Source organism: Robiginitalea sediminis (assembly GCF_002198115.1).
Lineage (GTDB): Bacteria > Bacteroidota > Bacteroidia > Flavobacteriales > Flavobacteriaceae > Robiginitalea > Robiginitalea sediminis.
The window spans coordinates 587,727-608,046 of record NZ_NGNR01000001.1; the positions used below are offsets into that span (position 1 = coordinate 587,727).

Consider the following 20,320-nt stretch of genomic DNA (forward strand, 5'->3'; position numbering starts at 1 on the left):
CCATAAAAAGCAAAATGGAACAAGCTACCCGGTTGCTGATGGTAAACACCATCACGCGCAAAAACGGGTCGGTCCTCCTTGTCGAATACCCCAAATCCGGCGGGACCTGGCTGGGGCAGCTTATTGCAGACTATCTGGAGCTGCCTTTCCCCCGGAACCGAATGCCGGTGTGGGGCAAGTCCGTATTCCATAGCCATTACCTGCCAACAGGACGCATCCCTCAAAATAAGAAGATTGTTTATCTGGTCCGGGACGGGAGGGACGTCATGGTTTCCCTGTATTTCCACCAACTCATTTGGAACGAAAAAAACCGCCTCAACCCCAAGGATGTCCATTACCACCGCAAACAGACCGGCTTTGCCGACTTCGAAGATGTTGCCGGAAACATGAAGGCGTTTATCGAATATGCCTTTACCTCCAGGCCCAGTAAGTGGCAGCAATTCACCTTTATGGGAAACTGGGCCTCCTACAACAGTGCCTGGCACGCGGAAATGCAGAAGGGCAGAGGCAACATCTACATGATCCGCTACGAAGACCTGCTGGAAGACACTTTTAAGGCCATGAAGGCCCTGTTGCAGGACCATCTGGGGGTTGCCCGGGTAGACGATGAAAAGCTGCGGGCAACAGTACAAAAATTCTCTTTCGAGAACCAGGCCAAACGGAAGAAAGGGGAGGAGAACAAAAGCAGTTTTTTACGAAAGGGGATTGCCGGGGATTGGAAAAATTACTTCGGACCTGCAGAAAAGGAGTATTTTAAGGAACAAACCGGAAACCTCCTGATAGACCTGGGTTACGAAGAAGACATGAACTGGTAACGTCATGATTTTATCCCGCGAGAAAATATTGGTGTGGACCCTGATGCTTATCGCATTGATGTCGTTCACGTTCTTGCGGGAGTTGCTGATTGTATTCTATCCGATACTGGCCTTTGTCCTGGCGTATATCCTGAAACTGAAGTACCGGGCTACCACCCTGCTTTTTGCTGCCGTGTTTATGCTTATTGGGTTATTATCCGCTGCCCTGGCAGGGGGGTATTACCTGAACTACGCGCTTTCGGTCTATCTGATAGTGCCTGTATTCCTGCTCCTTACCGGGTCGGTGGTACAGTGGGAAAGTTCGGTTTCGCAACCCTACTTTCCCAAATTCATGCAGATGGTCATAACTGTTTTGGTCATCGTAAATATCAGTGCCATAATCTACTCCCAGCTGATTATAGACCCGGGGGTCATGAACTACGACGACGCCTTTACGGGCTTTTACGGGCAGGCGGGGCTTGGGTCGCATACCCTATCGGTGGTGAATTTAGGGGTGAGCGTATACTGCCTAAGCCGCAGAAAATACTGGTCCTTTGCGTTTTTCCTTATTTGTGGGGTATTCGGGTTCTATGGCCTGGGGCTGATGGTATTTGTAGCCTCCTTGCTGCTTTTATATGCCACCCGAATCCTGCGGTATTGGAAAATGTTGCTGGTGATGGTGCTTAGTGCGGGGGTGGTTCTGGCGCTGATCAACAGTTTCAATGCCCGGAACCTGGAGTATATCAAAACCAATATTGAGCGCGCCCTGCTGGTGTTCGATTCCTACGATTACGAGGAGGAACTCGCTCGCGCCTCCCGGATGGAAATTACCCAGACCCCGCGGTTTATCACTTTCCTGGACGGTTCCGCCAAACGATTGACGACGGACCCCAGGGTGTTTTGGATCGGAGCCGCCCCAGGCGGGTACAATTCCAGGATTGCCTTTTACCTCAACGGGGATTTTATCCAGAACCAGTGGGTAAGGGAACACGTGCAGCTTCGCACCCCGTACCACGAGGAGGACATTTTTCCCCTGCTTAACCGGGAGCTGCTCGCCAAACCCTATAACGACGGGACCCGGAACCAGACTTTTTCTTCCGTGGTCGCGGTGTTGCTGGAGTACGGTTTCTTTCTGGGAGGGGGCTACCTGCTATTATTTTTCGGCAGGATCCGCCGCATTCGCAAACAGGAGCCCGATGCGGAGAAGCGGGAATTCCTGACGTTTATGGGGTATTACACCTTGATCCTCCTGGGGGTGCAGAATTATCTGGAGTATCCTGAAATCATCTTTCCTATCGTCATTATGTTTAAACTCTCCGAGTTTGACCGTCGGCAGGAGGTTCAAACCATTTCCCATGGCGATTGACCTTACCCGGTTTCGCCCCACCCTGTATGCCGCCTTTGTGCTGGTATTGCCCTTCGGGCCCTTTCTCCCCAATCTTTTCATGGGGTTGATCCTGGCCCTTGGGTTGTGGCACTTCCTCCAGCGCCCCCGCAGGTTTTCCAGGGCCGGGGCGCTTCGTTTTTTTGCGATGAACGGGTTTGTGTTTTTCCATTTTGTTTCCCTTGCCTGGAGCACTGATGTGGCCTCGGGGCTCAATAAGGCCTTACTCCTTGGGCTGGTCCCGGGCCTGTATCTGGCCTTGGGCATCCTGGAAAAGCCTACCTGGAAAGAAGCCGGCAGGCTTATAGGATATTTTGCCGTATCGGTTGCCGCACTGTCCCTGTTTTCCTTTGCAGCCGCCTTCTATCAGAATGGGTGGTCCATGGGGAGCGTCTATCAGGAAAACCTGGCCTCGGCGCTAATCGGCTTCCATTACCTGGGGTTTTCGCTTTATGTGGGGACGGCATCTGTCCTGCTGTTGTACCTGGGGATCTTCAGGCCGGAAGCACTTCCTTCTTGGATACGTTTATGGGTGCCGGCGATATGTGCCGTTCTCGTCATTACACTGCTCATGTTGGGCAGCCGGACGTCCATTGGGGTAACCTTTCTGGTTTTGGCCGGGTTGTTGCTCTTGGGGCGCAAGCGTCTGGGGCCCGTAGCACGTTGGTTTTTGGTGGGTTTGTTTGGGGTTTCGGTCCTTGTTCTGGTCCTCAACCGGGCGCTGGTGGAGAAGTTCAGGGAAGCCGTAAACTACGGGAACCAATATGAAGTAACCGAGGTCTGGGGCGGCCGGGGCTTCCGGGAACTGATCTGGGATTGCGCCTGGCATACGCTCAGGGAAAACCCCTGGGTTGGTGTGGGGTACGGGGACCAGCAACAGGTCATGAACCGCTGTTACCGGGAGCACCGGTATCAGCCGCTGTTGTTGAAGGGCAATAATTTCAACGCTCATAATCTATTCCTGCAAACCGGTATTGCAACCGGGGCGGTAGGGGTCTTGCTGTTGCTTTTGGCTATAGGATACCCGTTGGTTCTCTTGCGTGGAAAAAAAGCCGGGCTTTACTATATCTTTATCCTGATGATATTCCTTACAGGCCTCACGGAATCTCATTTTAACCGGAATGCCATTGTGCTCCTTTTTGCCTTTTTCAATTCTTTTTTGTTGTATTTGCACCTGAACGATGAGGGTACTTCAAATACATAACGCTTACCGGTATGCCGGGGGGGAGGATTCCGTGGTGGATTCGGAGTTTCAGTTGCTGCGGGAAGCTGGGGTCCAGATCCGCCAGCTGCGCTTCGAAAATGAAACAATCCGCCTTGGCAAGGTCCTCTTTAACGGGGAGTCCTATTCCCTGGCGTATGCCGAAATGGAGGCGTTCCGCCCGGAAGTAGTCCATGTGCACAACCTGTTCTACCAGGCATCCCCCTCCGTACTCAAGGCTGCCAAGGACCTCGGGATCCCTGTGGTCATGACCCTCCATAATTTCAGGCTTATCTGCCCGGGAGCCCTCCTGCTGAGAAACGGGCGCACCTGCACCAAATGTGTTGGGTTGAAATTTCCCGTCCACGGGGTTCTGCATGGGTGTTTTCAGGATTCGGTCCCCAAGAGTCTTGTCCTGTCTGCTATGCTCGGTATATCCAACCTTTCCGGTACCTGGAGGTCCCGGGTAGATAGGTTCTTGGTATTGACCCCTTATATCCAAACGATTTTTGCCAACTCTTCACTTGGAGTACCACAGGAAGCCATCGTGGTGAAACCAAACAGTACCGGGGACCTCCTGGGGCATCAGCCGGCAGAAACAGAACCCCGAAAGGGCTATTTATATGTAGGCAGGCTATCCGAAGAGAAGGGAGTTGAGGTCCTGGTAGAGGCTTTCAACGCCATGCCCGGCACCTCGCTTACCCTGGTGGGCACCGGACCGCTGGAAGAGCGGATTAAGCGCAATGCGGGGTCCAATATCCGGTTTTTAGGGGCGCAGCCACGAGAGGCCATAGGAGGGTTGCTCAGGCGATCCCGGGCTTTGGTTTTTCCCTCCCTTTGCCTGGAGGGGCTGCCCAATACGATTTTGGAGGCATTTTCTGCGGCCACACCCGTTATCGCCTCGGATAATGACAACCTTTCCCAGATCGTTACCCCGGGCCAAACCGGCCTGTTGTTCGAAACCGGAAACCCTAAGGCCCTTCGGGAGGCAGTGACTGCCTTCGAACAAACTAATGCGGAGGCCCTAGGAAAGGCTGCCAGGGCCACCTACGAATCCAAATACACCCACCGTCAGAATTTAAAGGCATTGTTGCAAATATACCGAGAGGTACTATCAGAGAAATAGGGGAATGAAAAAACGGATTATCAGTATTGACGTGAATGCAGGAAAGGCTGCTTCCCAGATAGATGCACTGGTGGCAGATATCGACAACCAGCGCCCTGGTTACGCGTGTTTCTGCAATGTACACATGCTTATTGAGGCTTATGACGACCCGGCTTTTGCCTCCGTGGTCAACAGTGCGACCTATGCCTTCCCCGACGGGTTTCCCGTTGCCAAGAGTTTTAAGTGGCTCCATGGTATGGCCCAGGAGCGCATAGCGGGCATGGATTTCCTGCCGAACTTCCTGCAGGTGTGTAACCAGCGCGGCTACAAGGTCGCCATCATAGGCTCCACCGATGAAATCCTGGAACAGACCCGGGCCAAAATCGAAGCCGAACTCCCGAGAATTACCCTAACCCACCTGATTTCCCCGCCTTTTGGAAAGCCCTGGGACAACGCCTCCTATGTACAACGCCTAAACGAGTCGGGCACGCAGGTCGTTTTTGTAGCCCTGGGTTGCCCCAAACAGGAGAAATGGATGCACGCCCACACCGGGGAGGTCAGGGGCATGATGTTTGGGATCGGGGGGGCCTTGCCCACCTATGTGGGCGCCATCCGCAGAGCCCCCCGGTGGATGATTGGCTTAGGCCTGGAATGGCTTTACCGCCTGTACAAGGAACCCCGCAGGATGTTCAGGCGCTATTTCTACACCAACACCAAGTTTCTGTTTCTGCTGGCCCGGAACATGTTCAAAAAATAACACCTATTTTTGATAGCATCCGCAGCCCTGGGAGCTTACCTGAATGTTACCCCCATTATGGTATTCCCAGGGCCGGCAACCTTGCATATCCATGGCCCTGCAAACTTCAAAATACTCTGACTTTATTTCGCCCCTGGCACTGTTTGCGGACCTGCTTATTATCAATTCCATCGCTTACGTACTTCCCATTAACCTGGAAGCGGTTATCTTGTTTCACGCTTATATCAGCGTGGCCTGGATTGCGATTTCCCTTTGGGTAAAGTTCTATGTGGTATACCGGTATTCCAAGGTCACGCACATCCTGCGGTTGCTGGTCACACAATTTGCCCTGTATTTCTTGTTTACCTACGCTTTTATCGGGTTCTTCAAACAACCCAACATGAGCCGGCTTGCCCTGGCGCAGTACGTGGGCTTGGTCTTTATGATTGTCTCCGTCCTGAAGTTCCTGGTGTATTACCTGCTTATGGAGCTTCGCGAACGGGTGCGGTCCAGCGTCAGGCGGGTAGTGGTTATAGGGAACAACAAGAAAACCAACCAGCTCATAGACGTGTTCCGGGAACGAAAGGAATACGGGTTTGAGTTTGTCCGCCGGTTTTGCGCCAAGGAAGACGATTTCAGCCTTTCCGCCTGTTTTGATTATATCCTTTCCGAAAGGATCGATGAGATTTATTGTTCCATTTCGGAATTGTCGAACAGGGAGATCATAGACTTTATCAACTTTTCGGACAACAACCTGAAAACCCTTAAGTTCCTTCCGGACAACAAGAACATCTTCAGCAAAAAACTCACCTTTGAGTATTACGATTACCTCCCGATAATCTCCCTCCGGGAAATCCCGCTGCACAACCCCATCAATGCCTTTATCAAGCGCAGCTTCGACGTACTTTTCAGCCTGGCGGTAATCTTTGGCCTGCTCATCTGGGTGGTTCCCTTGCTGGCCCTGCTGATCCGCCTGGAATCCAAAGGTCCTATCTTTTTTGTACAGAAGCGTTCCGGCCTGGACAACCGGGCGTTTTACTGTTATAAGTTCCGCTCCATGGCGATGAATAAGGATGCCGACCACATTCAGGCCGGAAAGAACGACATGCGGGTTACTACTATAGGAAAATTCATCCGCAAAACCAGTATTGACGAATTGCCCCAGTTTTACAATGTCCTTTTCGGAAACATGTCCGTGGTGGGCCCAAGGCCCCATATGCTCAAGCATACGGACGAGTATGCCGGGCGGGTGGATAAGTATATGGTCCGGCATTTTGTCAAGCCCGGGATTACCGGCCTGGCGCAGGTGCGGGGGTACAGGGGGGAAGTAAAAAAAGACCGGGACATCCAGAACCGGATCAAGTTCGACATCTTTTATATCGAAAACTGGTCTTTCCTGCTGGACCTGAAAATTATCGTCCAGACCGTGCTGAATGTCTTCAAGGGCGAGGATAAAGCCTATTGACCTGAAGCGGGGGATACGGCCCTTTTGGTGAATTCACCCCGGTAAAAGAGTCTTTAGTCCAAATCTTTTTGAGGAGCACTCTTACAATTCGTAACATTGCCGCTAGAAATTCTTAGGATAAAAAATCAAAAAATTCTTACATGAACATAACTGTTGTTGGAACCGGATATGTGGGCCTAGTAACGGGAACCTGTCTGGCTGAAACCGGTAACGAAGTGGTTTGCGTGGACATAGACGAAAACAAGGTCAAGCGCATGCAGGAAGGGGAAGTGCCCATTTATGAGCCCCACCTGGACGTGCTCTTCGAGCGCAACATCAAGGCTGGCCGGCTCACTTTTACCACCTCCCTGGATGAAGGCCTCGAGCACGGAGATATTATTTTCTTGGCCCTTCCAACCCCGGAGGATGAAGACGGGTCCGCAGACCTTAAATACGTCCTTGGAGTGGCCGACGACATCGGAAAGCGCATTAAGGACTATAAAGTTATAGTCGACAAGAGTACGGTTCCTGTGGGAACTTCCGACAAGGTTCATGCTGCGATCGCCAAGCATGCCAAATGCGATTTTGACGTGGTATCCAACCCGGAATTCCTCCGGGAAGGTTTCGCAGTAGACGACTTCCTGAAGCCTGAGCGGATTGTGGTTGGTTCCAGCTCGGAGCGCGCCACCAAAATGATGGAAAAGCTCTACAAGCCCTTTGTGCGATCAGGTAACCCGGTGATTATCATGGACGAGAAATCGGCTGAGCTCACCAAGTATGCCGCCAATGCCTTTCTGGCGACCAAGATCACGTTCATGAACGAGATTGCGAATTTCTGCGAGCGCGTGGGCGCCGATGTGGACAAGGTTCGGATCGGGATGGGTACGGATTCCCGTATCGGCAAGCGCTTCCTCTTCCCCGGGATTGGTTATGGAGGGTCTTGTTTCCCCAAAGATGTAAAGGCCCTGCACAAGTCCGGGAAGGACTCCGGATACAATTTCCAGATCCTGGATTCGGTTATCCAGGTCAACCAGAAACAAAAAACGGCCCTGATCCCCAAGATCAAGAGCCATTTCGGCGAAGACCTCAGCGGGAAGCGGTTCGCCCTGTGGGGTCTGGCCTTTAAGCCGGAGACAGACGATATCCGCGAGGCCCCGTCCCTCTATATTATAGACGAGCTGCTCGCGGCAGGCGCCCAGGTAACGGCCTTCGACCCCGAAGCCATGGACAATGTGCGGCGCAGGCTGGGGGATGCTATTTCCTTCGCTCCTGGCATGTACGGAGCCCTCGAGGATGCCGACGCCCTTGTAATTTGTACGGAATGGGGGGTGTTCCGCAACCCGAATTTCACCCTCATGAAGGAGCTCCTGAAGGAACCGGTCATCTTCGACGGGCGTAACCTATACGACGTAGGGGAAATCCGCAAAGAAGGCTTTGACTATACCTCCATAGGGCGGAACTAAAAATTAAAACCTAACGGCTGTGAAGCGAATTTTAATAACCGGCGCTGCTGGTTTTCTGGGGTCCCATTTGTGCGATCGGTTTATTCGGGAAGGATACCACGTTATCGGGATGGACAACCTGATTACTGGCGACCTGAAGAATATTGAACACCTCTTCAAACTGGAACATTTTGAGTTCTACCACCACGATGTGACCAAGTTTGTCTATGTGCCCGGCCACCTGGATTATATCCTCCATTTTGCAAGCCCGGCAAGCCCCATAGACTACCTGAAGATCCCGATTCAAACCCTGAAGGTAGGTGCCCTGGGGACGCATAACCTCCTGGGCCTTGCCAAGGAAAAGAAGGCGCGGATCCTGATTGCCTCCACCTCGGAGGTCTACGGCGACCCGTTGGTTCACCCCCAGACCGAGGAGTATTACGGTAACGTAAACACCATAGGCCCCAGGGGGGTATATGACGAGGCCAAGCGCTTCCAGGAGTCCATTACCATGGCGTACCACAGGTTTCACGGCCTGGAGACCCGGATTGTCCGGATATTTAACACTTACGGCCCCCGGATGCGCCTGAACGACGGCCGGGTGATCCCTGCTTTCATGGGGCAGGCCCTCCGCGGGGAAGACCTCACGGTTTTCGGTGACGGTTCCCAAACCCGCTCCTTCTGTTATGTGGACGATCAGGTTGAGGGGATTTACCGCTTGTTGCTTTCGGACTACGCCCTTCCGGTTAACGTGGGGAATCCCCATGAAATCACCATCAGGGATTTCGCCGAGGAAATCATAAAACTGACAGGCACCGACCAGAAAATCGTGTACAAACCCCTGCCTAAGGACGATCCTATGCAGCGTCAGCCTGACATCTCCAAGGCCAAGGAAATTCTGGGGTGGGAACCCAAGGTGGGCCGCGAGGAGGGGATGCGCAAGACTTTCGAATACTTCAAAACCCTCTCCCGGGAAGAACTGGACAAAAAGGAACACCGCGATTTTTCCAAGGTCAACCGCCGCTGATCTTTTGACTTTGACCCTGCGTATTTCGGCATCAAACCCTATTTTTGCCGAAATGCCACTTTTATGAACGTACTCGTATTGGGATCCGGGGGACGGGAACACGCCCTGGTCTGGAAACTTCAACAAAGCCCTGGGGTGAACACCATTTATGCCGCTCCCGGCAATGCGGGGACGGCCGGGCTGGCCACCAACCTGCCCCTGGGCGTCGAGGACTTCGAAGGGATTGCCTCCGCAGCCATCCGGCACCAAATAGATTTGATTATCGTCGGGCCTGAAGTGCCCCTGGTCCTGGGAATCCGGGATTACTTTACGTCGCGTCCGGAACTCTCCCACATTGGCATTGTAGGCCCCTCAAAGGAGGCCGCACAGCTGGAAGGCAGTAAGGCCTTCGCCAAGGCCTTTATGCAGCGCCACGGGATTCCCACGGCAGCTTATCAGAGTTTTGGGCCGGAGGAGTTGGAAGCGGGTTACGCGTTTCTGGAGACCCTTTCCCCACCTTATGTCCTGAAAGCCGATGGGCTTGCCGCAGGCAAAGGGGTGCTGATCCTGGACAGCCTGGAAGCGGCCCGGGAAGAACTGCAGGCCATGCTGCTGGAGGCGAAATTCGGCGAGGCCAGTGCCCGGGTGGTTATCGAGGAATTCCTTTCCGGTATTGAATTGAGCTGTTTTGTGCTTACGGACGGAAACTCCTACAAAATCCTGCCCACGGCCAAGGACTATAAGCGGATTGGGGAAGGAGATACAGGCCTGAATACGGGTGGTATGGGCGCGGTTTCCCCTGTGCCCTTTGCAGACCCCGGGCTCATGGAAAAGGTGGAAGAGCGGATTATTATCCCGACAATCGGGGGGTTAAAATCTGAAGGCATCCCCTTTGTGGGCTTTATTTTCCTGGGGCTTATCCGCGTGGGGGAAGACCCCTATGTGATTGAATACAATGTACGGATGGGCGACCCGGAAACCGAGGTGGTTGTCCCGAGGATCGATTCGGACTTCCTTGAGCTTATGCAGGCTACGGCCCAGGGCCGCCTTTCGGAAGTGCACCTGGACATAAGGCCGGAGAGTGCTGCAACCGTGGTGATGGTCTCCGGGGGCTACCCCGGTTCCTATGAAAAAGGATTTCCCATAAGCGGGCTGGAACACCCCTCCGATTCCGTGGTATTCCACGCCGGTACTAAGGGCGACGGGGAAGGCCGGGTCATTACCAGTGGCGGACGGGTCCTGGCAGTAACCTCATTTGGGGAGGACTTCAGGAAGGCGCTCGAAAAATCCTATGAGCGGATAGCCCGGATTGAATTTCAGGGAGCCGGGTACCGGAAAGATATCGGTTTTGACCTGTAAAGGCGTAAAGAAAAGGGGTTACAGGTAGGAGTGGGCTGTAACGCTGTGGTCTTCTTCGCCACTGGCGTCGAAAATGCGCAGCTGCATGAGCCAGTATACCATGGCGATAGCTCCGATAATGACAAAAAGCCAGTTTACCACATTGGCGGTCCACCAGTTTTCCATGAAGCGGAAGAAGTCGTAAGGGGCAAACAGGAAATTGACGAATAAGTCCTCTATCCCTTCAAAAAAAGCTCTCATAGTCCCTATATTTACGTTGCAAACATACGAAAACCAGCGATGATTTCAAGCGTTTTTGGCAAAACCAAACCCATTAACTACATCCTGGTCCTGTCCTTCCTTTTTGCGGTATTCTGGGCACTCCGACTCACCCGCTTCCGGGAAGAAGCCGGAGAGCATCCCCTCTGGGTAGCCCTTATGGGTCTTATCGTCCTTTTGCTCAGTGTCTTTGTGCTGAATTTTGTGGTGCAGCGCAACCAGCTAACAGGCCCCCACTCCTTTGCCATCCTGTTTTTTGCGGTTTGGACGCCCGTGTTTCCCAAGGCCATGCTTAATCCGGACGCCCTGTTTGCCGCCTTTTTCATCCTGTTGGGTATGCGCAGGCTTGTAAGCCTGCGATCACTACGGGAAACCCGCTACAAAGCCTTCGATGCCACCCTGTGGTTTCTGGTGGCAAGCCTGTTCGTAGAATGGGCGGTTCTATTGGTAGTCCTGGTATGGGCCTTTATTTATGTCTTTGAGCCCCGGTCCCTGAAAACCTGGTTGATGCCCCTGGCTGCCCTGGCGGTCTTTTCGCTGATAGCCCTAGCCGTTTCCTTGCAAACCGGCGCTCTGGATTTTGCCCGGCCCCACTTCAGTTACGGCCAGATTCGCATGGCCCCGGATTTTTTCGCATGGGACGGGGGGTTGCGGTTGCTGACCTTTGGCCTGCTGACCTTCCTGGCAGGGGCATTTGCCCTGGTGCGGCAGCGCAAAAGCGGCCACGGCCGCCTCATTATGACACGGCTTATCCTCATGACGCTGGCCCTTATCCTGGCAGTAGTATTCCTGCACCAGGGGGGAGGCTCCCATGTGGAAATCCTCACGCTCTTGCCCGGGGTAGTGTTGCTTTCCAACTTTGTGGACGTCATTGGCAGGGATAAATGGAGGGAAGGAGTGCTTTCTGCCCTCGTGCTGGCGCCTTTGCTTCTTATGGTGGCAGATGGGATTCTGAAATAAGCGGTATCTTTGCCGGAAACACTCCGGTATCATGTTTAGTGAATTCGCCTTTGGGATTTTCTGGGAAAGCATCCTTAAATACCATGAAATAGATCGTGTAGATCAGCCCGTGGTCAACCCCTATCCCAAGGATGAAGTGGCGCATTTGCTGTACCGCAAGAATTGGATTGATACCGTCCAGTGGCATTATGAGGACCTGATACGCGACCCGCATATAGATCCGGAATCGGCCCTGGTGCTCAAACGGAAAATCGATGCGAGCAACCAGGACAGGACGGACCTGGTGGAATATATCGACAGTTACTTCCTTAAAAAATACCAATCGGTACAGGTGCTCGAAGAGGCCACCATCAATACGGAAAGCCCGGCCTGGGCCATTGACCGTTTGTCTATCCTGGCCCTGAAGATCTACCACATGGAGGAGGAGGCTTCCAGGGCGGATGCCACGGAGGACCACCGAAAGGCCTGCCAGGCCAAGCTTGAGGTCCTGAAGGAGCAGCGAAAGGACCTCTCCGCGGCTATTGACCAGCTCCTGGACGATATTGCCTCGGGTCGGAAATACATGAAGGTCTACAAGCAGATGAAGATGTACAACGACGAGGAGCTAAACCCCGTGCTGCGTGAAAAGCGCCAATGAGCAGACCCTGCTGGTCCTGAGGCTGTCCGCCATGGGGGATGTGGCCATGACGCTGCACACTCTTCTCGCCTTAAGGCGTCAGTTTCCCGGGGTGCGCCTTACCCTCGTTACAAAACCCCAATATGCCGATATATTCCGGAAAATCCCGAATGCGGAAGTACTTCCCGCAGATACCAAAGGGCTGTACCGGGGACTACCAGGCTTGTTTAAGCTGTACAGCTTCCTGAAGCGCTACCGGCCCCACGCCGTAGCCGACCTGCATAACGTGCTTCGCACCCGAATCCTGGGGCTGTTGTTTCGAATCAATGGCGTCCGGGTAGTCCGTATCGACAAGGGAAGGCCTGAGAAACGTCGCCTCACCCAACCGGCAAATAAAACCTGGAAGGCGCTGAAACCCACCCATGAGCGCTATGCTGATGTCTTTCGGGCGCTGGGATACCCGCTCCAATTGACGCCGGAAGATGTACTGCCCCGTGAACCCTGGCCGGAAAACCTCAGGGAACTGATGGGGAGTGGTTCGCTCAAGCGGATCGGGATTGCCCCGTTTGCCGCCCATGAAGGAAAAGTTTACCCTGTTTCCCTGATGGAACAGGTCCTGCGGGAATTGGATGCCCAACCCGGGGTTCGGTTGTTTCTTTTTGGAGGGGGCCAGGCGGAGGCAGAGGTACTCGGGCAGTGGGAAGCGACCTATGGGTCCTGTGTATCGCTGGCCGGAAAGGCTTCCCTTACCGGGGAACTCGGGATTATTTCGAATCTGGACCTGATGGTTTCTATGGACAGTGGTAATGGCCACCTGGCAGCACTATACGGGGTTCCTGTGGTTTCCCTATGGGGGGTTACCCACCCCTTTCTGGGATTTGCCCCCTACGGACAGCCTCCATCCCACTCGCTTTTGTCCGACAGGGAAACCTTCCCCAAAATTCCTACGTCCGTCTATGGCAATAAGGTCCCTGACGGCTATGATCGGGTCATGGAGAGCATTCCTCCGGGAACGGTTGTGAGCAAGATCCTGGAGGTAGCATGCGTCAGGCAATAACCACCGGGGAAAGGGAGCGGAAGTAATTCCGGAGTTGCTGGATATAATGGTAGCGCATCATTTTGCGATTCCCGCCAACCATTAGCGTGCGGATGCCGAAATAAGAACTGATGATGTAGGCGGCCACCCCTTCGCTGTCGATATGCCGCTCCACAAAGCCATCGGTTTTGCCGCGTTGAAGGGCTGTTACCAGGTTAACCTCCCATACCTTGCAGATATCGGTCAGGTATTTCATGATTTCAGGGTTGCGGCCATTGAACTCATTCATAAAATTCGCGAGTACGAAACCAAAATCCATATGGTTGTGCTCGGCGGTTTCCAGGGCGTCGTCCAGGCACACTTCTATGGCGTGCAAGGGGTTGTTCTTCCCTTCCACCGGTTCTATGAGCATGCTGTACACCTTGCGGAATACCAGGTTCTGCACAATGCTGATAAAGAATTCCTCCTTCGACTGAAAGTGATAGTAAAAGGCGCCTTTGGAAAGGTCCAGGGATTTCAGGATGTCGTCTATACTGGTATTGTAATAGCCCTGGCGGTAAAACAATTCCAGTCCGGTCATCTGCATGCGGTGCATGGTAGCCATGCGTTTGAGGTTCTTGTCCATGATTTTTCTGATTTGGGGCAACCGACGGATCGGTCTGTACAAAGAACCTCCAGGATGATGGCAGCATCTGGATTTTAAGATAAACCCTACAAAAAAATCGACCACAGACCCATTTTCCGACCAAATGCATACCGGGTCCTGAAAATAACCGACCGCCTGGTCGGTTTAACGTCACAAAAAAGCGGATGAATCGTAAGGGGCGGTAGGCAGAAACCCGCCAAAAGATCAGGAAACCGCACCCTGGCAGCTGCTTCCTGCTCCTGCCGTACACCCATAACAATGCTGGTTTACCACAATATTACGGTCCAGGAGTACTTCGTGGCGGTATTCCGAAATATGGGTTATAGGGGTATCTACCTTCAGCCCGAGCATCTGGTTGAAATCGCAGTCGTACAGCCATCCATCCCAGCTAACCGAAAGGGTATTGGTACACATCACGTTACGCGCCGCCGCCGGGTTAAAGGCATCGACCAGTGCCGTCATATAGTCCTCGTAGTTCTCGGAAGCGATGAGGTAGTCGAGAAAGCGGGAGATGGGCAGGTTGGTAATGGTAAACAAATTGTGGAAGCGAATGCCAAAATCGGCTTCCAGGACCTTTTTAAAGTCCTGCTCCAGCGCCTGCTGGTCTGCCGGGAGAAAAGCCCCTGCGGGGTTGTAGACCAGGTCCAGGCGCAAAGGGCTCCCGGGCATCCCGTACCCCACCGCGTTTAAATCTTTCAGGGCCTGGATGGAGGCATCGAATACCCCACTACCGCGCTGCTTGTCCGTTTTTCCCCGGGTATAATGGGGCAGGGAGGAAACTACATGGATGTTGTGCCGTGCAAAGAAATCCGGCAGGTCGTGGAACTTTTTGTTTGCCCTGAGGATGGTCAGGTTGGAGCGGACAATAAAGTCCTCCACCCCGATCTGTGAGGCCTCCTCCACAAACCAACGGAAGTCGGGATTCATTTCAGGGGCCCCGCCGGTGAGGTCCAGGGTATGGGCCCCGGTTTCCCTAAGCACGCGGAGGCATTGCGCCATGGTTTCCCGCGTCATGATCTCCTTGCGGTCCGGCCCGGCATCCACATGGCAATGCTCGCATACCTGGTTGCACATATACCCTAGGTTGAGCTGGAGGATTTCGAGCTCCCGGGGCCGCAGCGGCCCTATTCCGGAATCCTGCAATTGCTGCTCGAACCGGGGTAACTCCCCGTCTGCGAACAGTCCGCCGTTTAAAATGTCGAGTTGGTAGGCGGTCGAGGCCAGGGTATTATTACGCGCTTTCAGCGATTTGGTTGCCATAGGGAAAATGGTGTTGCCAGCCCTTGCGGGTTACATGGAAAGTTTATTGTATTTATTCATCATCTGTACGCCGTGCACTAGGGTAGCCCCGCTTTCTATGGCGGCACCTGCGTGGACGGCCTCCATCATTTCCTCTTTGGTAATGCCGCGTTGCAGGCCGTCTTTGGTGTAGGCATCGATGCAATAGGGGCATTTAACCACATGGGCAACCGCCAGGGCTATAAGGGACTTTTCCCGCGCACTGAGGGCCCCCTCTTCGAAAACCTTGTTGTAGTACTCAAAAAACCGGGTGCCGAGTTCTTCGCTCCACTCGGTGATTTTGCCAAATTTCCGCAGGTCTGCGGGGTCGTAATAGGGTGTCGCCATAAGGGTTATAACTATTGGGATGGCATAGCCGCTGCCATCCGGGTTTAAGGTGCCAAGTTAAGGCTTAGGTTTTCCCTTGCCAATACCTTTTTGACCCCCCTATTGGTCGGGTCGGCCCGCCGCCCATTACACTTTTGGGGTGGTTTTAACAAAGCATTGACCTAACTCCCCAGTTCCGACTGCAAAGTCGGTTTAGCAAGAAGAGAACAGCCGGCTTTTCGCCCAGGGTATCCGCAAAAAGGGCAAAAAACGCGTTCACCTCCCCATTCGGCCCCATATTCGCTAATGAAAACAACGGCAACAAACCAGTCAGTTTGCTACACGGTAGGTACAAAAGGGCTCCAAAATTAAAATTCAGACCGGGTTTGCCGGGATGGCCGGCTTTATATCTTTGCATCAAAGCCATTTGTATGGAGTTTCCACCGATGCATAAAGTTGGATTGGTCCTCTCAGGGGGAGGGGTACGGGGAATGGCCCATATTGGCATGCTTAAAGCCCTGCACGAGGCAGATATTCAACCGCATTGGGTTTCCGGCAGTAGCGTAGGGGCCTTGGTTGGCGCTTTGTACGCCAGTGGGGCAGATACGGAGCAGATGCTCTCTTTTTTTAAGCAAACCCCTATTTTCCGCTATAATTTTTTCAGCTTCAGCAAGCCGGGTTTCTTTGATACTGAAAGGTATAAAAATGTTTTCACCAAATACTGGCCCGAAAACCGCTTCGATGCGCTTAAGCGCCCACTTTATGTAGCGGCCACAAACCTTCTAAAGGGGGAGGAGCGGTTCTTCTATGAGGGAGAGCTGATTCCGGCCTTGTTGGCATCTGCAGCCCTTCCTCCCATTTTCAGTCCGGTTTCCATAGACGGGGAACTCTACGCCGATGGGGGCATTATGAATAACTTTCCACTGGAGCCCATCCAACCCCAGGTAGACTATGTGATCGGGAGCAATGTTTCCGTCATTACCCGGATTTCCAGGAGGGAAATAGGGTCATCCATACAGCTCACCAACAGGACTACGGGGCTGATGATGTATGCCATTAACCGGGATAAAATCCATAGTTGCGACCTGATTTTCGAGCCGTCGGAGCTGGAGAAAATCGGGGTCCTGGACAAAAAGGGCATTGAGGAAGCCTACGAGATTGGCTACGCCCACGCCTCCCGGAAACTCGACGCCCTTACCCGGTAAAGCTGACGGGTCAGACGTCGTCGTAATCCACCTTAACTACGGCTGAGGTGGGGTGTGCCTGGCAGGTCAGGACAAAACCTTCTTCAATTTCGGAATCCGTCAGGATCTGGTTCTTCGCCATTTTAGCGCTGCCCTCGGTTACCCGGGCAATACATGTACTACAGACCCCGCCCTGGCAGCTGTAGGGGGCATCTATCTTGTTTTTGAGCGCCGCATCCAGAATCACATCTTTCTGGCTCATCGTAAGGGTGAAGGTCTGTTCGTCCAGCACAATCTCCACCTGGGACTGGCCTTCGGCCAAGCCCTCTACGGCACTCTCCCCATCGGGCTCCGTAAAGAGTTCATGCAGGATAGCCTCCGGTGCCACCCCGTTTTCCCCCAGCGCCACTTCGCACATCTCGATCATTTCCTGTGGACCGCACAGATAGTAGCGGTCGAAGGTCTCCGAAACGTGTTTGTTCTTCAGGATGAAATTCAAGGTACTTTTTTCGATCCGTCCGAATAGGGCATCGGCCTCCTGCTCGCGGCTAAAGGTAAAATAGTAAGTAAACCTATCGGTATATTTTTGAGATAACTCCCGGATTTCTTCCAGGTACATGGCCTCCCGCGCCGATCGGTTCCCAAACAGGAGGACCACCCGGGAGCTCTGGTTTTGTTCCAGTGCCGCCCTGATAATACTCATCATAGGGGTAATCCCGCTTCCGGCGGCCACCGCCAGGATATTCTGGTTAGTTGCCGGATCAAAGACAAACCTGCCCTGGGGAGGCATCACCTCCAGGGTATCCCCTTCCTGCAGCGCCTCGTTGGCAAAGACCGAAAACCGGCCGCCATCCACCTTTTTGACACCAACACAAAGCTGGGAACTGCCCGGGGCAGAAGCAATGGAATAGGCCCTGCGGAGCTCCGTGCCCCCAACCGTGTGTCGGAAGGTAATATACTGGCCTGCCTTAAAGGCAAAGGTTTCCTTCAGGTTATCGGGGACGCTCAGGCAGAGTTCCACCGCGTCTGGGGTAAGGTTACGGACGTTGTTAAGGGTAAGCGGAAAGAAATCTGACATGGGCAAATTTTTTGCGCAAAATTACGGAAACAGTCCTTTTCGGACGGTGTATAGGCCCATTTTATGTTGTTGGTGTAACAAAACCCCGATATTTGCAACTAACGTCACGAACAAAGCTACCAACCCATGTTCAGGCATTTCATCCGGCTTCAATGGAAGTCCTTTGTCCGGTCTGCCTCTTTTAAGACCGAAATCTGGTTTAAAATCCTAATGGCCCTGGGGGCTATTTATTTCCTGCTGGTCTTCCTCAGCCTTGGGGTGGGCTCCTATTTCATCATCGAAAAGGCGGGCCTGGGAGACCCCCTGCGCGTGGTCAACCGGTTTATGATTTATTACCTGGCCTTTGACCTGTATCTCAGGTACATGCTTCAGAAGATGCCGGTGATGAATATCCGACCCCTGCTGTACCTGCCATTCAAAAAGTCGGAAGTGGTCCGGTACTCCCTGGGAAAAACCCTGTTGTCGTTTTTCAACATCAGCCACGCCTTTTTCTTTATCCCCTTTTCCATTGTCCTTCTGGTGAAGGGTTATCCGGTGCTTTCGGTGCTCGGGTGGCACCTGGCGTGTTTTGCCCTGATCTTTGCCAATAATTTTCTGAATATCCTGATTAATAATGTAGACCGTATCTTCTACCCCTTAATCCTGGTCCTTGCCCTGCTCGGGGTCGCCCAGTATTATGGATGGTTCGATGTTACGGCCTATACGGCCCCTGTTTTCGACCTTTTCTACGACCAGCCCTGGACGGCGCTCCTGCCATGGGTCCTATTGGTTGTGGCTGCCGTTTCGGCCTTCCGGTACTTCAAAAAACATCTGTACCTCGACGCAGGGCTTTCCACCAAACAGGAGGTAGGCCGCACCGAGGACTATACCTGGTTGAACCGATTCGGGAATATGGGGACGTTCCTCAAGAACGATATCAAGCTGATCAAACGGAATAAGCGCTCCCGGACCACGGTTTTGGTGAGTTTCCTGTTCCTGTTCTATGGCTTCTTCTTTTTTACGGGGTCCGTGGAGGCTTATGATAACCCTGCCATGCAGGTCTTTGCCGGTATTTTTGTTTCCGGGGGTTTCCTGTTCACCTTCGGGCAGTATGTCCCCAGTTGGGACAGCGCCTATTACCCCCTCATGATGAGCCAGAACATCCGCTACCGGGAATACCTGAACTCCAAATGGTGGCTCATCGTTATCGCCACCTTGGTCAGCACGGTCCTGGCGGTATTTTACCTGTATTTCGGGTGGAAGGCCTACCTGGCTATTATTGTGGGCGCCATCTACAACCTGGGGATTAATTCCTACCTGGTCCTCTGGGGCGGTGCCTATATCAAAACGCCCATAGACCTGGGGTCCAATAAAAAGGCCTTTGGAGACAAGCAGGCCTTCAACGGCAAAACCCTGCTGCTGATCCTGCCCAAGCTTTTGCTGCCCATCCTGGTCTATCTGCTGGGGGACTGGCTTTGGAACGAAACGGCGGGGTACCTGCTGGTGGCCCTGTTTGGCATCCTTGGCTTTTCCTTTAAAGACCGGGTATTCCAGCTCATTGAGAAGATTTACAAAAAAGAAAAATACAAGACCCTTCTGGCCTACAAACAGAAGGGAGCATAAACGGCACGCGTTATGATCCTTGCAGAAAACCTTTCAAAAACCTACGGCACCCAAACGGTGCTCAACATCGATAACCTGGAAATCCCGAAAGGCCAGAGCTTTGGCCTGGTGGGCAATAACGGGGCGGGGAAAACCACCCTATTCAGCCTATTGCTGGACCTGATTGAGCCTACTTCCGGAAAAATCACCAACCAGGGGGTTGAGGTCCGCACCAGCGAGGCCTGGAAACCGTTTACCTCGGCATTTATAGATGAGAGTTTCCTGATCGGATACCTCACCCCGGAGGAGTATTTCTATTTCATCGGGGAACTTCGCGGCCAGAGCCGCGCCGACGTGGATGCCCTGCTGGCCAATTTTGAAGATTTCTTCCACGGGGAAATCCTGGCCCAGAAGAAATACCTGCGTGACCTCTCCAAGGGGAACCAGAAAAAGGTTGGGATTGTGGCGTCCCTTATAGGAAGCCCCGAAGTGGTTATCCTCGATGAGCCTTTCGCCAACCTGGACCCCACCACCCAGATCCGGTTGAAGAAAGTGATCAAGGAACTCGCAGACCAGCGCGAAGTAACCGTCCTGGTCTCGAGCCACGACCTGATCCATGTTACCGAGGTTTGTGAGCGGATTGTGGTCCTTCAGAAGGGAGAGGTGGTCCGCGATATCAAAACCACCCCGGAAACCTTGCGCGAGCTCGAGGATTTCTTCGAAAACCAGCTGGCCTGAGCCCTTTCCGCTCCCGGATTTTCCAAACTGCAGGGCGGCCTTCTGCGCAGCGCTTTCTGCCAAGGTGTGGCAGTGCCTGATTTTTGTGGTGCCCCGGTATACTAAAAGCCCCTAATTGCAGTTTAGAATACAGACGAATACCTGGAA

At 53.2% G+C, this 20,320-nt stretch carries 20 protein-coding genes; 15 read left to right on the forward strand and 5 right to left on the reverse strand.

What is annotated here, in order from left to right:
* Window positions 1–14 precede the first annotated feature (14 nt).
* The 9 genes from CA832_RS02595 (at window position 15) to purD (ending at window position 10,471) form a co-directional block, all read left to right on the forward strand.
* Window positions 15–815 carry a sulfotransferase domain-containing protein gene (locus CA832_RS02595; RefSeq protein ID WP_158211868.1) on the forward strand — a complete coding sequence of 267 codons (801 nt, stop codon included), beginning with the start codon at window positions 15–17 and terminating at the stop codon, window positions 813–815.
* Between the two features lie 4 nt (window positions 816–819).
* On the forward strand, window positions 820–2,160 hold the full coding sequence (locus tag CA832_RS02600; protein ID WP_143542323.1) for a hypothetical protein: 1,341 nt from the start codon (window positions 820–822) through the stop codon (window positions 2,158–2,160).
* Window positions 2,150–3,382: an O-antigen ligase family protein gene (locus CA832_RS02605; protein ID WP_088339995.1), complete on the forward strand. Its 1,233-nt coding sequence runs from the start codon at window positions 2,150–2,152 to the stop codon at window positions 3,380–3,382. Before CA832_RS02600 ends, CA832_RS02605 begins: the two co-directional genes overlap by 11 nt.
* Window positions 3,360–4,505, forward strand: coding sequence for a glycosyltransferase (locus CA832_RS02610; RefSeq protein ID WP_088339996.1), 1,146 nt, complete (start codon window positions 3,360–3,362; stop codon window positions 4,503–4,505). The genes CA832_RS02605 and CA832_RS02610 overlap by 23 nt, the downstream gene beginning before the upstream one ends.
* A gap of 4 nt (window positions 4,506–4,509) precedes the next feature.
* Complete coding sequence (locus tag CA832_RS02615; RefSeq protein WP_088339997.1) at window positions 4,510–5,241, forward strand: WecB/TagA/CpsF family glycosyltransferase; 732 nt, start codon at window positions 4,510–4,512, stop codon at window positions 5,239–5,241.
* A 91-nt stretch (window positions 5,242–5,332) separates the two neighbouring features.
* Window positions 5,333–6,685, forward strand: coding sequence for an exopolysaccharide biosynthesis polyprenyl glycosylphosphotransferase (locus CA832_RS02620; protein ID WP_088339998.1), 1,353 nt, complete (start codon window positions 5,333–5,335; stop codon window positions 6,683–6,685).
* A gap of 140 nt (window positions 6,686–6,825) precedes the next feature.
* A complete protein-coding gene (locus CA832_RS02625; RefSeq protein WP_088339999.1) occupies window positions 6,826–8,127 on the forward strand; it encodes a UDP-glucose dehydrogenase family protein in 1,302 nt (433 codons plus the stop codon).
* 19 nt (window positions 8,128–8,146) lie between these two features.
* A complete protein-coding gene (locus tag CA832_RS02630) occupies window positions 8,147–9,133 on the forward strand; it encodes a UDP-glucuronic acid decarboxylase family protein (RefSeq protein ID WP_088340000.1) in 987 nt (328 codons plus the stop codon).
* A gap of 63 nt (window positions 9,134–9,196) precedes the next feature.
* Window positions 9,197–10,471 carry a phosphoribosylamine--glycine ligase gene (gene purD / locus CA832_RS02635; RefSeq protein WP_088340001.1) on the forward strand — a complete coding sequence of 425 codons (1,275 nt, stop codon included), beginning with the start codon at window positions 9,197–9,199 and terminating at the stop codon, window positions 10,469–10,471.
* 18 nt (window positions 10,472–10,489) lie between these two features.
* On the opposite strand, the gene CA832_RS02640 is transcribed toward purD, so the two are convergent.
* Window positions 10,490–10,711: a DUF6341 family protein gene (locus CA832_RS02640; RefSeq protein WP_088340002.1), complete on the reverse strand. Its 222-nt coding sequence runs from the start codon at window positions 10,709–10,711 to the stop codon at window positions 10,490–10,492.
* Between the two features lie 39 nt (window positions 10,712–10,750).
* On the opposite strand from CA832_RS02640, the gene CA832_RS02645 reads away from it, so the two are divergent.
* From CA832_RS02645 to CA832_RS02655, 3 genes are read left to right on the forward strand one after another with little or no spacing between them, the layout of a single operon-like run.
* Complete coding sequence (locus CA832_RS02645) at window positions 10,751–11,689, forward strand: DUF6427 family protein (RefSeq protein ID WP_088340003.1); 939 nt, start codon at window positions 10,751–10,753, stop codon at window positions 11,687–11,689.
* A 31-nt stretch (window positions 11,690–11,720) separates the two neighbouring features.
* Window positions 11,721–12,326, forward strand: a complete 606-nt coding sequence (locus CA832_RS02650) for a DUF4254 domain-containing protein (RefSeq protein WP_088340004.1) — start codon at window positions 11,721–11,723, stop codon at window positions 12,324–12,326.
* Entirely contained in the window at window positions 12,310–13,362 is a 1,053-nt protein-coding gene (locus CA832_RS02655; protein ID WP_233131715.1) for a glycosyltransferase family 9 protein, read from the forward strand. Before CA832_RS02650 ends, CA832_RS02655 begins: the two co-directional genes overlap by 17 nt.
* Here the strand turns inward: CA832_RS02655 and CA832_RS02660 are convergent.
* The 3 genes from CA832_RS02660 to CA832_RS02670 all read right to left on the reverse strand — a co-directional run bounded on the left by CA832_RS02660 (window position 13,352) and on the right by CA832_RS02670 (window position 15,613).
* The gene (locus CA832_RS02660) at window positions 13,352–13,966 is read right to left on the reverse strand and encodes a TetR/AcrR family transcriptional regulator (protein ID WP_088340734.1); all 615 of its coding nucleotides are present in this window, start codon (window positions 13,964–13,966) and stop codon (window positions 13,352–13,354) included. The genes CA832_RS02655 and CA832_RS02660 overlap by 11 nt on opposite strands.
* Window positions 13,967–14,191: 225 nt before the next feature.
* Complete coding sequence (gene arsS / locus CA832_RS02665; protein WP_088340005.1) at window positions 14,192–15,247, reverse strand: arsenosugar biosynthesis radical SAM (seleno)protein ArsS; 1,056 nt, start codon at window positions 15,245–15,247, stop codon at window positions 14,192–14,194.
* Between the two features lie 30 nt (window positions 15,248–15,277).
* On the reverse strand, window positions 15,278–15,613 hold the full coding sequence (locus tag CA832_RS02670; protein ID WP_088340006.1) for an arsenosugar biosynthesis-associated peroxidase-like protein: 336 nt from the start codon (window positions 15,611–15,613) through the stop codon (window positions 15,278–15,280).
* Window positions 15,614–16,023: 410 nt separating this feature from the next.
* Between CA832_RS02670 and CA832_RS02680 the strand changes: the two genes are divergently transcribed.
* Window positions 16,024–16,797, forward strand: a complete 774-nt coding sequence (locus CA832_RS02680; protein WP_088340008.1) for a patatin-like phospholipase family protein — start codon at window positions 16,024–16,026, stop codon at window positions 16,795–16,797.
* A 10-nt stretch (window positions 16,798–16,807) separates the two neighbouring features.
* Here the strand turns inward: CA832_RS02680 and CA832_RS02685 are convergent, their stop codons facing one another.
* Window positions 16,808–17,854 carry a 2Fe-2S iron-sulfur cluster-binding protein gene (locus CA832_RS02685; RefSeq protein WP_088340009.1) on the reverse strand — a complete coding sequence of 349 codons (1,047 nt, stop codon included), beginning with the start codon at window positions 17,852–17,854 and terminating at the stop codon, window positions 16,808–16,810.
* A 126-nt stretch (window positions 17,855–17,980) separates the two neighbouring features.
* Here CA832_RS02685 and CA832_RS02690 point away from each other — a divergent pair, with 126 nt between their 5' ends.
* A complete protein-coding gene (locus CA832_RS02690) occupies window positions 17,981–19,456 on the forward strand; it encodes a DUF5687 family protein (protein WP_088340010.1) in 1,476 nt (491 codons plus the stop codon).
* 12 nt (window positions 19,457–19,468) lie between these two features.
* Window positions 19,469–20,173 carry an ABC transporter ATP-binding protein gene (locus tag CA832_RS02695; protein WP_088340011.1) on the forward strand — a complete coding sequence of 235 codons (705 nt, stop codon included), beginning with the start codon at window positions 19,469–19,471 and terminating at the stop codon, window positions 20,171–20,173.
* Window positions 20,174–20,320: the final 147 nt, after the last annotated feature.

Excerpts from the sequence above, each read along its gene's own strand:
- arsS (WP_088340005.1), bottom strand. The coding sequence starts at position 15,247 with ATGGCAACCAAATCGCTGAAAGCGCGTAATAATACCCTGGCCTCGACC.
- CA832_RS02610 (WP_088339996.1), top strand. The coding sequence starts at position 3,360 with ATGAGGGTACTTCAAATACATAACGCTTACCGGTATGCCGGGGGGGAG.
- CA832_RS02690 (WP_088340010.1), top strand. The coding sequence starts at position 17,981 with ATGTTCAGGCATTTCATCCGGCTTCAATGGAAGTCCTTTGTCCGGTCT.
- CA832_RS02595 (WP_158211868.1), top strand. The coding sequence starts at position 15 with ATGGAACAAGCTACCCGGTTGCTGATGGTAAACACCATCACGCGCAAA.
- CA832_RS02645 (WP_088340003.1), top strand. The coding sequence starts at position 10,751 with ATGATTTCAAGCGTTTTTGGCAAAACCAAACCCATTAACTACATCCTG.
- CA832_RS02670 (WP_088340006.1), bottom strand. The coding sequence starts at position 15,613 with ATGGCGACACCCTATTACGACCCCGCAGACCTGCGGAAATTTGGCAAA.
- CA832_RS02605 (WP_088339995.1), top strand. The coding sequence starts at position 2,150 with ATGGCGATTGACCTTACCCGGTTTCGCCCCACCCTGTATGCCGCCTTT.
- CA832_RS02685 (WP_088340009.1), bottom strand. The coding sequence starts at position 17,854 with ATGTCAGATTTCTTTCCGCTTACCCTTAACAACGTCCGTAACCTTACC.
- CA832_RS02695 (WP_088340011.1), top strand. The coding sequence starts at position 19,469 with ATGATCCTTGCAGAAAACCTTTCAAAAACCTACGGCACCCAAACGGTG.
- CA832_RS02680 (WP_088340008.1), top strand. The coding sequence starts at position 16,024 with ATGGAGTTTCCACCGATGCATAAAGTTGGATTGGTCCTCTCAGGGGGA.
- CA832_RS02660 (WP_088340734.1), bottom strand. The coding sequence starts at position 13,966 with ATGGACAAGAACCTCAAACGCATGGCTACCATGCACCGCATGCAGATG.
- CA832_RS02650 (WP_088340004.1), top strand. The coding sequence starts at position 11,721 with ATGTTTAGTGAATTCGCCTTTGGGATTTTCTGGGAAAGCATCCTTAAA.
- CA832_RS02640 (WP_088340002.1), bottom strand. The coding sequence starts at position 10,711 with ATGAGAGCTTTTTTTGAAGGGATAGAGGACTTATTCGTCAATTTCCTG.
- CA832_RS02625 (WP_088339999.1), top strand. The coding sequence starts at position 6,826 with ATGAACATAACTGTTGTTGGAACCGGATATGTGGGCCTAGTAACGGGA.
- CA832_RS02615 (WP_088339997.1), top strand. The coding sequence starts at position 4,510 with ATGAAAAAACGGATTATCAGTATTGACGTGAATGCAGGAAAGGCTGCT.
- CA832_RS02600 (WP_143542323.1), top strand. The coding sequence starts at position 820 with ATGATTTTATCCCGCGAGAAAATATTGGTGTGGACCCTGATGCTTATC.
- purD (WP_088340001.1), top strand. The coding sequence starts at position 9,197 with ATGAACGTACTCGTATTGGGATCCGGGGGACGGGAACACGCCCTGGTC.
- CA832_RS02620 (WP_088339998.1), top strand. The coding sequence starts at position 5,333 with ATGGCCCTGCAAACTTCAAAATACTCTGACTTTATTTCGCCCCTGGCA.